This is a genomic window from Streptomyces vilmorinianum, from assembly GCF_005517195.1.
GTDB lineage: Bacteria > Actinomycetota > Actinomycetes > Streptomycetales > Streptomycetaceae > Streptomyces > Streptomyces vilmorinianum.
The window spans coordinates 7,183,317-7,198,850 of the sequence record NZ_CP040244.1 but is presented as its reverse complement, the minus strand read 5'-3'; the positions used below and the strand labels follow the sequence as shown (position 1 = coordinate 7,198,850).

General features: G+C 67.6%; 5 protein-coding genes and 1 pseudogene. 2 read left to right on the top strand and 4 right to left on the bottom strand.

The window, feature by feature from the left end; genetic code table 11:
* Positions 1 to 108: 108 nt before the first annotated feature.
* Positions 109 to 3,237: an FG-GAP-like repeat-containing protein gene (locus FDM97_RS33500; protein WP_137994231.1), complete on the bottom strand. Its 3,129-nt coding sequence runs from the start codon at positions 3,235 to 3,237 to the stop codon at positions 109 to 111.
* An 800-nt stretch (positions 3,238 to 4,037) separates the two neighbouring features.
* On the opposite strand from FDM97_RS33500, the gene FDM97_RS33495 reads away from it, so the two are divergent.
* The gene (locus tag FDM97_RS33495; RefSeq protein WP_254705842.1) at positions 4,038 to 11,267 is read left to right on the top strand and encodes a polymorphic toxin-type HINT domain-containing protein; all 7,230 of its coding nucleotides are present in this window, start codon (positions 4,038 to 4,040) and stop codon (positions 11,265 to 11,267) included.
* Positions 11,268 to 11,287: 20 nt separating this feature from the next.
* On the top strand, positions 11,288 to 11,899 hold the full coding sequence (locus FDM97_RS33490; RefSeq protein WP_254705841.1) for a hypothetical protein: 612 nt from the start codon (positions 11,288 to 11,290) through the stop codon (positions 11,897 to 11,899).
* A 141-nt stretch (positions 11,900 to 12,040) separates the two neighbouring features.
* Here the strand turns inward: FDM97_RS33490 and FDM97_RS33485 are convergent, their stop codons facing one another.
* From FDM97_RS33485 to FDM97_RS33475, 3 genes and pseudogenes are all read right to left on the bottom strand, one after another.
* Complete coding sequence (locus tag FDM97_RS33485; protein WP_137994228.1) at positions 12,041 to 13,348, bottom strand: tyrosine-type recombinase/integrase; 1,308 nt, start codon at positions 13,346 to 13,348, stop codon at positions 12,041 to 12,043.
* Positions 13,348 to 13,539, bottom strand: a complete 192-nt coding sequence (locus FDM97_RS33480) for a helix-turn-helix domain-containing protein (protein ID WP_137994227.1) — start codon at positions 13,537 to 13,539, stop codon at positions 13,348 to 13,350. Before FDM97_RS33480 ends, FDM97_RS33485 begins: the two co-directional genes overlap by 1 nt.
* Positions 13,540 to 13,706: 167 nt before the next feature.
* Positions 13,707 to 15,075 (bottom strand): annotated as a pseudogene (locus tag FDM97_RS33475) (replication initiator); the annotation flags it as partial.
* Between the last annotated feature and the right edge of the window lie 459 nt (positions 15,076 to 15,534).

Sequence of the window (15,534 nt, the reverse complement as noted above, 5' to 3'; positions counted from 1 at the left end):
GGGTGGGCCCCCGCCGGCCGAGCGTTCCTGGGCACTGTGGGCTGACAGAGCGCTGCCCCGGGCTCCTGTCGGGAGGTCCGGGGCAGCAGTGCCGTCAGCGGCCGCCTGTCACCCGAGGGTGAGCAGGCCGGTCCAGCCTCCTTCGCCGACGAGGGTGGAGGTGCCGTGGGTGGTGCGGGCTCCGGCGTAGAAGCGGAGGGTGCCGTCGGCCATGACGGCCCAGAGGTCGGGGATGCCGTCGCCGGTGGCGTCCGGGGTCCCCTGGATCTTGGGAATGCCGGCTCGGTTCCAGCCGCCGGTTCCGTAGACCTCGTCCGCGCCGGTGCCGGAGCTCGACGCCAGCGCGAGCGAGTTCAGGTCGACGCCTCCACCCGTGGCCGCCTTGCCGTGCCGGAGCAGAAGCCCACGCCCGGTCTCCTCTCCCCGGAAGAGGAGGTCGGCGACGCCGTCACCGGAGATGTCCCCGACGGTGACGATGTCGCGGGTGTCCCAGGCGCCACCGGCCAGGAGCCGGGCGTCGGTGAAGCTGCCGCCGGTGTATCCGGTGAAGGCCCACAGCTGGGTACCGGCCCGGGCGAACATGTCGGGCAGTCCGTCGCCGGTGATGTCGCGGGTGACCGCGAGCTGGGTGAGGGAAGCCGGGCTGGGCGAGCCGGCGGGGAGGAGGATGTCGACGCGCTCGTCGACGTTGAAGCTGCCGTATCCGTCACCGGGGTAGAGGTAAAGCTTGCCGTCCGGCATACGGGCGACGATGTCGTTGATGCCGTCGCCGGGGAACCAGTCGGTGGCGTGGCTGATGAGCGCGGGCTTCTGGCCGGTGGAGTCCGTCCAGTAGCCGTCGTCGAGTTCGCCCGACGTGTTGTAGGCGCCTGTCATGTTGACGTTGACGTCGCCTCCGGGTTCGGCGGGGTAGGTGCGCAGGTTCCCGGTGTTGTCGATGGCGAGGAGGTCGGGTGTGCCGTCGCCGCTGAGGTCACCGGGTGGGTCGATGACCTTGCGTGGGGTGACGAAGAAGGCGTACTTGGCGGGCTGGGAGCGGTTGCCCGCATTGTCGACAGCCCATGCGTACAGAATGTTGACTCCGGCCATCGGCGGCTTGAGGGTCTTGCCGACTGTGGCTCCCTGGGTGGTGGTCAAGGGAGCGTTGAGGGTGTGGTTATTGGTGTTGAGGCTGTATTCGTAGCGGACGACGCTGGCATCCGTGGGGGCGGTGGCGAAGGTGAAGTTGCCTTCCGTCCCGAACTCGACCGTGCTCCACGTGTTCTTGTCATCCCCAGGCGGGGGGAAGCGACCGTCAGAAGAGGTGATGACCGGGCTGCTGGGGGCTGTGTGGTCGACCATGAACTGGCAGTAGGACGTGGTCCCATACGGGCCCCACGACGATCCGGATTGCTCCCAGTCGACGGTCCATGCGGTCCAGGAGTAGGTCTTGCCGCCTGTGAAGGATTCCCAAGGGACCAGCTCGGAGATGACGCCATCACTTGCCGGCACCTTGGCCTTGTCGATCACGGGGTGGGCTGGGTCGCCGGTCGGCCAGACTTTCAGGTGCACTTCCTTCAGGTCGCCGTCGATGTCTCTTCCTGTGACGGTGAACCTGATGTCGGACTTGCCGACGGAGGGGAAAGGAGCGCTGTAGTCGCAGGTGCCTCCGGGGGAGAGCTTCATCTCCGACTGCAGGGGCTCGTTCGGCTTGTGGTTGAAGAGGGTCTCGATGTACGGCGAACTTTCGCCGTTGGCCATGAACTTCTTCCAGGCGGCGGTGTCCCCCTCGTTTGCGGCCCGCAGGCCCAGCGTGATGGAGGTCCAGTGCTTCGCGGCGGCGTTCTGGGCTGCGGAGTCGATGCGTACCCCGACCCACTTGTCCGGGCAGGTGTCGGATCTGTAGCCGTGCCCGTTGGTGACGTTGCCGACGACCGCGCCCCAGCTGCTGTTGGGGAAGGTGTTGAAGGTGGTGCTACCGGAGATGGTGTTGGTGAGGTGAATGTTGTACTGGCGTGCGGAGCAGCCCCAGGAGTAGGTCTGCAGCACGCGGAAGTACGACTCCTTGATGGTGGCGTCGTACAGCTTCTTGTCGTGCTCGAAGGTGAAGACGGAGCGGGACAGCCCGCCACTGTCTGCTTCGTACCCTACGCGTGCCTCGTTGGTGCCGTTGTTGAAGTTCTGCCCGTTGTAGAAGCTGGAGTTGGGGTACTTCTGGTAGAGCAGGGTCCAGTTCGCCTTGCGTCCCTTGAAGGACGGGTCGATGAAGACCGGGTACACGGTGTCGGGGTCGGCGAGAACCTTCGTGTTCACGGCCAGGTCGAGGACACCGTCTGTCGTGAGGGTGGCGTCGAGGACACTGTCGTGGCTGCCGGGCTGCGGCCCGGCGAGGCCGGGCAGTGCGAGGGCCGTGTCGCCGATCGCGGGGTCGATCTGCGGGGCCGGTTCGCCGATGGTCGCCCTGACGGCGCCGGCGGAGTCCCACAGGTAGGGCGTGGGCGAGGTCGCCATCTCCTGGCCCGTGCTGTCCATCGCGCTGACGACATCGGAGGTGTCATTCAGCTTGAAGGTCAGTGTGGGAGAGGTCAGGCGGTAGTCGAGGTCGGCGAGGAGCGGGTCCTTGGCCGCCTCTGGGGTGTGGACGATCAGCACATGGGAGTAGCCGCCGTCACGTGCGGTCAGGAGCAGGTCGATACCGGGGCGCACGTTCTCGTACAACGCCCTTGGGCCGTCGACAACTGGTGCTGGCAGAGGGCCTGGCCAGCTGACGACGAGGTCGTGCCCGTCCGTTGTGAGCCGGACGAGTTCGTTCCAGGAGCGGCCGTCGTCGGTCGTGGCGGCTGAGAGCATCGAGGTGCGGTGCACGCCTCGTGAAGCACGCGTCTGGCCGCTGGTCGTGCCGGGGCTGCCGGCGCTGAACAGCAGTGGATCGTTGACGGCGGCGGGCGCGTAGCCGTCCTTCACCCGCTTGAGCGTCGTGTCGATCTTCTTCCACTCGCCGCCGACCTTGGCCCGGATGGTGTCGCTGTAGGTGCGGATCCGCATCAGGCCGTCGGGCTGCGCCCAGGTGGTCGAATTGGTCGTTCGCTCCGCGGTGACCTCGACGTCCTTCCCGGTCCGCTTCGCCTCCCGGGCTGCTTCGGCGGCGCTCAGCGGGTGCGGCTCGGTGTTCTCGAGCTCCGCCTGGGGGCCCGTCGGTACAGGCTCGTCCTGAGCGAGGTGCACGGCCAGGGGCAGCGCGACAGCGGCCGCGATCACTGCCGACAGCGCGGCGTATCGGCGTCGACGGCGTGCTGCCTTGCGTTCACCTGCCGTGGGGGCGGTCTGTCCCGGTGCCTCTTCGGGAGCGGGTGCCTGTCCCGTGGTTTCCGGTGTGGTCGAGGCGTCCATGAGTTCCTTTCCCCCCTTGGGCGCCTGGATGCTGAGCGGCCCGCGGAATTCCTGCTGTGCGCACACGTGTGCCAGCAGAGCATGACTCATCTTCACGGTTTCGTCACCGCTCGATTTCGCTGGCGAGGAATGGAACCGGGGTGTGGCGGCATGCGTTTTCCCCGGTGGAGCCTCTCTCCCCATGGGGTGTGTTGGCGCAGGTCAACCAGATTCAGATGGTGCACAAAGGGCAAAATCGCATGCGGTTTGCCCCAGCTGAAGCACGGTCAATCCTTAAGTCGTGCATGACGCATTGATCCTCTGTCTCAGAATATGTCACCTATCTTCCTTAATTAATCCGGCTGATGATGAATTGACGCCTGTTGCTCCTGTGATGGACGCCACGCATGTGGGCTACATGTGGATTTTCCGTGCCTGTGCCCTGCACAATCTGCTGGCTATTCATCGTTTTTCCCCGTGCGCATGGATCCTCTGGTCTGTTCGGCGGTGGAAGTGGGGGTCTCATGTCCTCGTCCGGTAAGGGACGTCCGTTCCGCCTGCCCGCACGCGGAAGCCGACGCACAACGCGGCCGGGCGGGTTCCGATTCGCCAGACGTGGAGTGCGCCGAGTTGGCGTCGTGCTTTCGGCGCTCGTGGCTTTCTCGTTGCTACCGACGCAGGCGTGGGCTTTGCCGCCGGTCGACCCGAAACCCGACGCTGTCGAACTGCCCGCGCTGCAGGAGACCGACGAGGCAGCCGCGGACCAGGCAAAGATCGACGAACTGACCAGTTGGTCGGGCGCGCCAGTCGAGCCTCCCGCCGAGTACAACCCCACCGCCGTGGCGCCGCCGGCCCAGGATGCGGGCTCGGTCAGCCTCGACCAGGCGGGCGATCAGCTACTCCAGGTCGAAGACCTCCCGGTGAAACTCGGCCAGGCGACCCCGACGGCGGAGGAACCCACTCCGCCGGCGCCCTCGGGTAGTTGGGCTGTCAGCGTCGAAGCGCGGGAAGCTACCGAATCCGCGGGCGTCGACGGTGCGATCATTAAGGTCACTCCCCCATCGACCGGGGCTACTCCAGTCGATGTCGAGCTGGACTACGGCACGTTCGAGGACCTGTACGGCACTGAGTGGGCCTCCCGTCTGGAGCTGACGCAGCTTCCCGAGTGTTTCCTCACCACTCCCGAGCTCGAGGAATGCGCCACTCCGGTGGAGGTGCCGAGCACGAACGATCCTGCGACGGGCACAGTGCGGGCCACCATCGATCCTGCCGCGGGGCAGGTACAGGGGTTGTCCACGCAGGCCGGAGGCGGTTCTGTGGTGCTGGCCGCCACCGACTCCGCGTCGGGTGCGGGCGGCACGTACAAGGCGACCTCGCTTTCCCCGTCCGGCTCCTGGACAGCGGGCGGCAGCGGAGGCGGCTTCTCCTGGAGCTACCCCCTGACCGTGCCTGCCCCGCCGGCCGGACCGGCCCCGAAGATCGCGTTCTCGTACTCCTCCCAGTCCGTGGACGGCAAGACGTCGGTCGCCAACAGCCAGGCGTCCTGGATCGGTGACGGTTGGGACTACCACCCCGGGTTCGTCGAGCGGCGCTACCGCTCCTGCTCCGAGGACCGGAAGAACAGCCCGAACAACGACAACGCGACCGACAAGAAGAAGTCGGACCTGTGCTGGGCCAGCGACAACCTGGTTCTGTCCCTGGGCGGTTCGACCACCGAGCTCGTACGCGACGACGCCACGGGCAAGTGGGTGCCGGCCAACGACGACGGTGCGAAGGTCGAGTATCTCGCGAAGGACGACACAGCCAAGGCCAAGCAGACCGGCGGGTACGACGGCGAGTACTGGAGGGTCACCACCCGGGACGGCACGCGTTACTACTTCGGCCGCAACGACGTCGACGGCAGCGGCACCCGAGCGGTCACCAACTCGGCCTTCACCGTCCCCGTCTTCGGCAACCACACCGGCGAGCCCTGCCACCAGGCCACCTACGCCGCTTCCTTCTGCACCCAGGCATGGCGCTGGAACCTCGACTACGTCGAGGACGTCCACGGCAACGCCATGATCATCGACTGGAAGAAGGACACCAACCGCTACGCCAAGAACGGCAAGTTCAAGCAAGCGGTGGATTACGTCCGCGATGGCTACCCGACCCAGATCCTGTACGGTCTGCGCGCAGGTAACCTCGATGGGGCCCCGGCCGGCAAGGTCGAGTTCGCGGTCGACGAGCGCTGCATCAGGGAGGGCACGACATCCTGCTCCCTCGCGGAGTTCGAGTCCAAGAACTACGAGGAGAAGCAGCCCTGGTGGGACACACCCTCCACGCTGCACTGCAAGGTCGGAGTCCCCGACTGCTACGTGACCGCTCCGACCTTCTGGAGCCGGATCATGCTCAGGTCGGTCAAGACGTACGGCCAGCGCACCCCGGGCTCCACCGCGCTCTCGCTCGTGGACACCTGGAACCTGAAGCAGTCGTTCCCCAAGCAGCGCACCGACACCCACCCGCCGCTGTGGCTTGAGTCGATCACCCGCACCGGGTACGGCACCACCAAGGACGAGAACGGCAACCAGACGAGCACCCCGCTCCCCGCGGTGTCCTTCGTCCCCAACGTCATCGACATGCCCAACCGCGTCGCCACGAGCACGACGGACGCCACTCCGGACTTCGACCGACTGCGCGTGGAGACGATCCGCACGGAGACGGGCGGCGACATCTATGTCGAATACTCCGACCCGTGCCCCGTCGGCACCACCCACCCCACACCTGAGGCGAACACCAGCCGCTGCTTCCCCGTCCACTGGTCACCGGACCCCGACCTGGAGAAGCCGCCGCTGGAGTGGTTCAACAAGTACGTCGTCGACCGCGTCGTCGAGAAGGACCGCGCTACCCGCCAGCCGGACGTCGTCACGACGTACACCTATGAGGGCGGCGGTGCCTGGGCAAAGGCCACCGACGAGTTCTCCAAGCCGGAACTGCGCACCTACAACCAGTGGCGCGGCTACGCGAGCGTCACCGTCACGCGTGGAGAGACCGCGAACACCGGCGGTACGGACGCCACCGTGCAGTCCAAGACCCAGACTCGCTACTTCCGTGGCATGTCCGGGGACGCCGGCCGCGCGACCGTCATGATCAAGGACTCGACCGGGACCGAGACCCTGGGTGAGGACCTGCCCGCCTACCAGGGACGTGTCGCAGAGACGATCACGTACACCATGGCGGGGACGGGTGGCACCGTCCACGCCCGCCAGCTGTCCTGGCCGTACGTGAAGACGATGGCGACGCGGGTGCGCGGAGACGGCCTTCCTGATCTGAAGGCCTACCGGACGAGCACCGTCCGGAGCGACGCGATCGAGACCGTCAGCACGGGCAAGCGCACCGCCCGCACGGAGACGACGTACGAGGACACGTACGGTCTCCCGACATCCACGTACTCGTACACCCTCGGCACGGACGGCACCACGAGGGCGAACGAGTCCTGCACGAAGCCTATGTACGTCCACAACACCATCAAGAACCTCATTGGCTTGCCCCAGCGGGTCCGGACCACGGTCGGCCCCTGCACGGTCGCGCCGCTGGTGACCGGTGACGGGATCATCTCCGACAGCCGCACGTCCTACGACGCTCTGAACGCCTTCGGTACCGCGCCGACGAAGGGTCTCCCCTTCCAGACCGACACGGTCTCCGGTGACGGCACCGGTTGGATCACCTCGGCGCGGACGGAGTACGACGCGCTCGGCCGCGCCCTCAAGGTCACCGACGCCAAGGGCAACGCCACCACCACCGCCTACAGCCCGACCACCGGTCCGGCCTTCCAGGTCACCACGACCAACGCCAAGACCCACACGGGGATCTCGACCCTCGACCCGGCCCGTGGCTCGGTCCTGTCGGCCACCGACCCCAACAATCGCAAGGTCACGAGCACCTACGACGACCTGGGCCGGGTCACGGCCGTCTGGTCGCCCTCGCGGCAGGGCAGTTCCAAGGCATCGGTCTATTTCGACTACCAGATCAGCAACAGCAAGGTTCCGGCGGTCACCACCCGGACTCTGCGGGACAACGGCACCTACGAGGACTCGGTCGTCCTCTACGACGGTCTGCTGAGGCCCCGTCAGACGCAGACCGAGGCGCTCGGCGGCGGCCGGATCGTCACCGACACCCACTACAACTCCAGCGGCACGGTCCGCGAGACGTGGAACGGCTACCTCGCCGAGAACGAGCCGACGGCCGAGGTCTTCGTCCCCCTGTCTCTCTCGGACATCCACAACTCCACCAAGACGGCCTACGACGGACTCGGCCGCGCCGTGCGCAGCACGACGCTGTACGAGGGCAACCCTCAGCACTCCAGCACCGTCCAGTACGGCGGTGACTGGACCCTGGCCCGCACCGCCATCTCGGTCGAGGACGGCACGACCCCGTTGTCGGGCAGCCGGGCCGTCAGGACCGAGACCGACGCCCTCGGCCGCACGGTCAAGGTCCAGCACTACACGAACGTCACCGGCCCCGCGGCCACCATCGACACCCAGTACACGTACGACCCCCGGGGCAAGCTGGCCAAGGTCACCGACCACGCTGGCAACAACTGGACGTACACCTACGACGTGCGCGGCCGGCTGATCGCCTCCTCGGACCCCGACATGGGGGCCGCGAGCTTTGGCTACAACGAGCTCGACCAGCAGATCTGGTCCGAGGACACCCTCGGCCGCACCCAGCACACCCTCTACGACGAACTCGGCCGCACCACCGAGCTGCACGACGACTCGGCCACCGGCCCCCTCGTCGCCAAGTGGACGTACGACACCCTGCCGGGTGCCCTGGGCTACCCCGTCGCCTCCACGCGCTACAACGACGGCGCCCCGTACACGAGTGAGGTCACGGGGTACGACACCGAATACCGACCCACGGGGACGAAGATCACCATCCCGGGCGGCACCGCCACGGCCGGTCTCGCGGGCACGTACGCGTACGCCAACACGTACACCGAGACCGGGAAGCCCCAGTCCGTGACGCTTCCGGCCACCCCGGGCGGCCTGGCGGCGGAGAAGATCATCACCCGCTACAGCGGTGAGGGCGCGCCCCTCACCACCTCCGGACTGGCCTGGTACACCGGCGGCACCACCTACAGCCCCTTCGGCGAAGTGCTGCGTACGGTCTCCGGCGAGGCACCTCGCCGGATCTGGACCACGAACGACTACGACGCGAACACCGGCCGTCTCACCGGGACGACGAGCGATCGGGAAGCCACCATCCCGAACTCGCGCATCTCGACTCTCACGTACGGCTACGACACGGTCGGCAACGTCACGTCCATCAAGGACGAGCAGTCGACCGCGGCGATCGACCAGCAGTGCTTCGCCTATGACCCCATGGGCCGCCTGGTCCACGCCTGGACGGGCACCACCGGATGCCCCAGGGCCTCCGGTGCCCAGGGCGACGGACCGAACGCCACCCAGGTTTCGCCCGGGATCAACGGCGGCGGCTACTGGCAGTCGTACGAGTTCGACGCCATCGGCAACCGCACCAAGCTGACCGTCCATGACCCGACGGGCGTCAAGCCGGCGGAGGAGTACGCGTACACCTACGGCCGGACGGAAACCAACAACGGCACCCAGCCCCCCACGACGGCGCAGCCTCACACTCTCACCGACATCAAGAGCAAGCAGGTCATCGAGGGATCGACTTTCACCCTCCGCCAGAGCTACGGCTACGACGCGTCGGGCAACACCACGGAACGCATCACGGCGGGTGGCGACACCCAGGTGCTCGAATGGGACCGCCGCAACAAGCTCACCAAGGCCATCGGCTTCGCCAACGGCAAGGGCGCCCTGGTCAGCCCGTCCGGAAAGTGCCTGGACGTCCAGAGCGGCAGCACCGCCGACGGCACCCCGATCCAGCTCTACACGTGCAACGGCACCGCCGCGCAGCAGTGGCGGCTGGTCGACGGCGCCCTCAAGGCCCTCGGGAAGTGCGCCACCGCCAGCGGCATGAATCTGGTGCTCTCCACCTGCAACGGCGGCGAGGCGCAGAAGTTCACTCACCGCCCCGGTGACGCCTCCCTGTTCAACCAGGCCGCCAGCGCCTGTGTCGACGTCCCCAACGCCGACTACACCGACGGCAAGGACCTCCAGCTCTCCGCCTGCAACCAGAGCGACCAGCAGAAGTGGAACCCCGGCGACACCACGAGCTACCTCTACGACGCCGGCGGCAACCGCCTGATCGAGACCACGGCGACCACGCGCACGCTCTTCCTGCCGGACGCCCAGATCACCGCGACCACGAGCGGAACCCCGCTGCGGGCCGAGCGCTACTACACGCACCCGGGCGCCCCGACCACGGTCCGCACCACCCAGGGCGGCACCACCGGCCACAAGCTCACGGTCCTGCTCAGCGACCACCACAACACCGCGACGGTCGCCGTCGACCAGTCCGAAGGCCAGCCCCTCACCCGCCGCGCCTTCGACCCCTACGGCAACCCCCGAGGCACCGAACCCACGAAGTGGCCCGGCCGCCAGACGTTCCTCGGCACCGGAACGGACGACCCCACGACGGGCCTGACCCACATCGGCGCCCGCGAATACGACTCGACGACGGGCCGCTTCATCTCCGCCGACCCGCTGATCGACATCACCGACCCGCTCCAGATGAACGGGTACACGTACGCCAACGGCAGCCCCGTCACGCTCTCCGACCCTGACGGGTTGCGGCCCATAGGCGACTGCGAGCGAGGCTGCAGCAGCAGCAACGGAAACACCACCACCTACAAGCAGGACTACTTCTACCTGGGAGGCAACGGAGAGTACATCTACAACTCCACCAAGACGGCTGTCACGACAAACAACAAGTTCCGCACCACCGTCACAGTCAAGGGCACGTACAACCCGCGCAAGGGGCGAACCGACCACGCCACAGTCCGGCAGGAAGTGAAGTCGACCGGGAGTCGCAAGGAGGGCACGGTCGGCGGGTGGAATCCCGTCAAGGTATACGACAGCGAGGGGATGCACCTGGCTCTGGACGCGGTGGGACTTGTTCCAGGCGCCGGGGGCCCTGCCGACGTAGCCAACGCCATCCTCTATATGTCAGAAGGAAACTGGACGGAGGCAGGCTGGAGCCTCGTCGGCATCATCCCCATCGTTGGTGAATTCGCCACCGTAACCCGCAAGGGGGACAAGCTCCTTGACGTGGGATCGGCTTCCAGGAAGGGTCCGGGCACCTGCCCGGTAAACAGCTTCGTCGCAGGCACCAAAGTCCTGATGGCCGACGGCTCCATCAAACCCATCGAGGATCTGCAAGTCGGCGACGAGGTCATAGCAACCGATCCCGAGACGGGCGAGACCACCGCCAAGACGGTGACTGCCACGATTCTCACCGAGGATGACAAGTCCTACGTCGACCTCACCGTCTCCACGGAGGACGGCGCCGAGATCATCGCGACGACGGACCACCACCCCTTCTGGTCCGAGTCGGACCAAGCCTGGCTCGACGCAGGCGAGCTCAAGCCGGGCATGACCCTTCGCACTGACACCGGCGCCACCGTCACCGTCGCCGCTGCACGCTCCTACGCAGCCCGCCAGGACACCTACAACCTCACCGTCGCGGACCTCCACACGTACTATGTGCTGGCGGGGCAGACTCCGGTACTCGTTCACAACAGCAACTGTCCGACCGCGTCAAAATATGAGGACATCACTAGTCCTGGCGCCCGCATGCTGAACAAGTCGACGGACGTCGGTCCCGTGGAGTTCGGAAAGAACCTTGAGGCCAATGGGTGGGCTCGCACCGACAAGGGCCCGAACATCATGTACGAGAAGGATGGGGCAAGGTATTTCCTTCGCGGGAAGGCGAACAGCCACGAGGGGTGGACGGCTGACTACTACAATCCGGGGTCCAAGAAGGCCGACATCAAGATCAGGCTGGGTGAGGACTAATGGCAGAGGCGGGTTCGATAGTGATCGATCGCAACGGCTATCTGGATGTTCGCTCCCGTAGCGCAGCCACCTTCGATCTTGATGCCAGGCTGCCTGGCCAGGTCTTCAAGGAGGGTGCGGAGGACTCGCTGTTCTGTGAGTTCGATGCGGTCCTCACCCCGGAATTCTGGCCGGCGCTCTGCACGATGGCCCGGTGGCATGGTGACAGGCACGTCGAACTGCTGGTTCTTGAGCCGGACTGCGACGCGTTCTACCTCCCGGAGTATCGGATGTACCCGGCGTTGTCGTTGCCCGTCGAGGCCGACGTGGACGACTACTGGGCGGCGATCGGTCATGAGCCGGACGGCGACATCATGGGGTCGATCGCGATCTCTGCGAACGTCATCGCTGTGACTGGACCTTCCGGAAAGTGGGGGTGTTGGGGTGAAAGGGATCCCGAGGTTGCAATCTTCCGGGGTTTTCCGAACGTGGCCGCACGGAACAAATGGCGCGCGCAGTTCGGGCCCTTCCTGGAGGTGTCAGGCGCACTGGAGTCGTATCTCCCGCTGACCTTCGCGGGGCGGACCGTTCCGGACGAGTACGCCGCAACCCTGACCGTCAACTATGGACCTCCGAGCGGTAGATGGCCGTAACGTCACGGAGCGGCCCGCCGGAGTCGATCCGGCCCAGGTGCTGAGCCCTGTGCAGTAGTACGCTTGTGCAAATCTGAAGCCCCGCCAGGTGTGTCCTGGCGGGGCTTCTGTGTGGGGTGACGGCAGTAGTTGACGGCAACGTCAGCGGACGGGGGCGGCGCAGGGCGGCGGTTCGCCGCCATCGGTACTGGCCGCCATGACGGTCACCGGGCTGTCGAGGGCAGTGCTGAGGGTGTCGATGGCGTCGCGCTGGAGGCGGAGCCTGACGTGGGCGTAGACGGTGGCGGTGACGCCGATGTGGGCGTGGCCGAGGAGTTCCTTGATCACGACGAGTTCGACGCCCTGTTCCAGGAGCAGGGTGGCGGTGGAGTGGCGGAGGTCGTGGAAGCGTATGCGGCGGAGGCCGGCCTTGCGGAGGAGTGTAGTGAAGGTGCGGGTGAGGTTGGTCGGGTCGATCGGTCGGCCCTGCGCAGTGGTGAACACGTGCCCGTCGTGCTGCCACGTGGTGCCCGCGGCCTCACGCTCGGTCTTCTGCTGCTCGTGGTGGAGCTTCAGCGAGTGGACGCAGCGGGTGGGGAGGGCGATGCGGCGCTCGGAGGCCCGCGTCTTGGTGGGCAGCGTGGTGAGCCCGCCTGCGGTGGTGCGCTGAAGGGTGCGGCGGATTGCGGCGGTGCCCGTGTCGAGGTCGAGGTCTTCCCAGCGCAGTCCGAGGAGTTCGCCCTTGCGGAGTCCGGTGTGGAGGGCGAGTTCGAACAGCGCGTGCAACCGGTGACCTTCCGCGGCGGTGAGAAACTGCCGGGCTTCTTCGGCGGTGAGGGGTTCGAAGCGGCGGGGCCGCGGAGTGCCGGTGCGGACGTTGCGGGCCACGTTGCGCGGGATCTCTTCCTCGCGCACGGCGTGCTCCAGGGCGGACTTGAGCACGGAGTGGACGTAGGTGAGCGTCAGCGGGGAGAGCAGCTTGTGGCAGCACTGGCCAGCGGCGCAGCAGCGGGGCTCATCACGCCGGGCGTCGATGCCGCGCGTGCAGCACTGGCAGGTGGTACGGAGCTGGTTGAGCCAGGTGCGGACGTCCTTGGCGGAGAGTTTGGCGAGCTTCTTCTTGCCCAGACCGGGGACGAGGTACCGGCTGACGCAGGTGGTGTAGCGGGCGTGGGTCTTCTCCCGGAGCTGGTAGACGGCGACGTTCTGAAGCCAGTACGTCAGGTACGCGGCCACGCTGCCTTGCGCGGAGGGGACGGGAAGGCCGCGGTTGCTGGCGGCGATCTTCTCGGTGAGCTTGGCGAGGGCTTCCTTGCGGGTGGTGCCGTAGACGCGGATGCGCTTGCGGGTGTTGCTGGCGGCGAGGACGTATCCGGCGGCTTCCCAGCGGCTGTCCTTGCGCTGGTAGACGGTTCCGTCGCCATTGGCGCGGGTTCGGCGGGAGGCGGGGGTGTCTCGGGGTGTGGTCATCAGGCGGCGGCTTCCTGGTCGAGGCGGGTGCGGATGAAGTCGGTGAGGGCGTGGGTGGGGATGCGGCGGGCGCGGCCGAGGGTGATGGAGGCGAGCTGGCGGGTGCGGAGCAGGTCGTAGACGGCGGAGCGGCCGAGCTGGAGGCGGGCCATGACCTGGGGAACTGTCAGCAGTTCCGTGCCGGCGGTCACGCGGCGGCCCCAGGCCGGACAGCACTGGACAGCCGATCAGTGGAGTGACCGACCGGCTGACCGGCGCGGTCACCGGAGCGCTTCGAGCGTCGGGTTCGGGTCGGTTGCTCGGGTCGGGTCTGCCACGTCGCGGCCAGGAGGTCGGCGAGGTGTTCGAGTTCGGGCAGGAGGCCGGTTCCGGCGTACTGCCAGTGGGAGATGACCAGCGTCGTGCCCGAGCCCACGCGCTGACCGGCGATGTTGCCGTGACCGAGACGGTGACCGGCGGCCAGGTCAATGGAGTGTCCGGCGCGGTCACCGATTGGACTGCCGCCTGTCTGACCGGCCTGCGTCTCCGCCGACGCCGACGCCGACGTCGGGGCGGGGGTCTGGGCGTCGTGTCGGCCGATTCGCCAGGCGGTGCGTTCGGCTCGGAGGTGGGCGTGGGTGGTGGAGTAGTTGCGGGTGCGGGTGGAGAAGTGGCCTGGGAAGCCGAGCATGTGGGCCCATTGGCGCAGGCGAAGGTGGGCGTGCTGGGCGTGGGTGGCGAGGTGCCAGGCGGTGTGGATCACGCGGCGGGCGTGGTCGGTGATGTCGTGCGTGACGAGTTCTGCGAGGAAGCGGAGGCGCCGGTCGAGGGTGCCGGTGGTCGTCTCGGCTCCCTTGGTGGCGTACTTGGCGATGTAGGCCGCGACGTGCCGCTCGGTGACCGGGCCGTCTCCGGTGAAGTCGGTGCCGCGGATCGCCCGGACATCGACCTGCCGCCCGAACCGGAACACCAACCACCCACTGCGGCCTTCGTCCTGGGGCTTACCTGCGTGGTGGACGCGGGTGCGCGCGGCGGCGGCACGGACGGCCTGGTTGAGGAGCTGGGTGGTTGCCCAGGCGGGCGGCTGACTGCCGGGGCCGGTGGGTCCGTCGAGGCGGATGAGGCGTGGAAGTGGACCTGGCCGCGTTTCTGGTACTCGGCGACCTGGCGTACGAGAGCGTGGCGTAGTGGCGCAGGGCCCGCTGCGTGAGCCCAGCGGCTTTGGCGATTTCGCGGCGCAAGTGGGTGGTGAAGCGGGCCCACAGGGCCGGGGCGTGCGCGTTCCACAGGACCGCGCCCGCGTAGTCGTAGCGCGCGGGGTCGAGCGGGGCGCCGAGGAGCTGGTCATTGTCGGGGTGGGTGTGGCCGCAGTGGCAGCGGCCGGTGTCGGGCTGGTTGTGGACGGGCCCGAAGCCAGGTGCGGTGAGGGTGGCGAACACGCGCGGGTGGGCGGCGACGCTGGTGGGGACGGTCTTGCCGCCGCGCAGGCCGGCGGCGATGAGCTGGTAGGTGTCGTAGCGGTAGACCGTGGAGCAGGCGGGGCAGCGGGTGCCGCGGCGGTTGCCGCAGCGGACCAGCAGCTCGCCCGCTGGGAGCTGCCCGGAGTCGAAGTGGTCGAGGACCTCGCCCGTCGCGCTGTCCAGGCGGGTTCGGTGCCCGGTGAGGCGGATCGGGTGCGCGCAGCCGCCGAGCGTGCTGATCTGTCGTGCGAGGGGTGCGAGTTGGTCGGTGGCGGCGAGCTTCGCCAGCTTGCCGGTGAGCCTGGCGCGGCGCTCCAGCGCCGACCGCCCTGCCGCCGAGGCGGTGACGTCCGCCGGGCTGCTCGGCATGGTGAACGCCGGCGACGGACGCGAGGCGGTCGGAACGGTTGCCGGGTACGGGAGTTGGAGCTGTGTGGGCATGCGGAACAGGGCCTTTCGGCGGGAGTGCGGAAGCAGCACGACGTGACGGTGGGCAGGCCGAGGTGATCGGCTCACAGGGAACGGGGCGCCTCGAAGTTGGGCGCGGAGGCCGGGGCCGGCGGGGCCTGGTCGGCGGGGCGCGGTGGTGATCACCGGCGGGTGCGTGACGTTAACATCGCCCCACTGGCACATTCAAGTGCATCCCTCCTCATTCCTTTCTGTGGGTGGTGGGACGCGGGTAGTGTGGGGCCGGTTTCCCGGTTTGGACGGGCCGGAATTGGCTGGTAGTGGGCACGGAGAGCGGGG

Excerpts from the sequence above, each read along its gene's own strand:
- FDM97_RS33485 (WP_137994228.1), bottom strand. The coding sequence starts at position 13,348 with ATGACCACACCCCGAGACACCCCCGCCTCCCGCCGAACCCGCGCCAAT.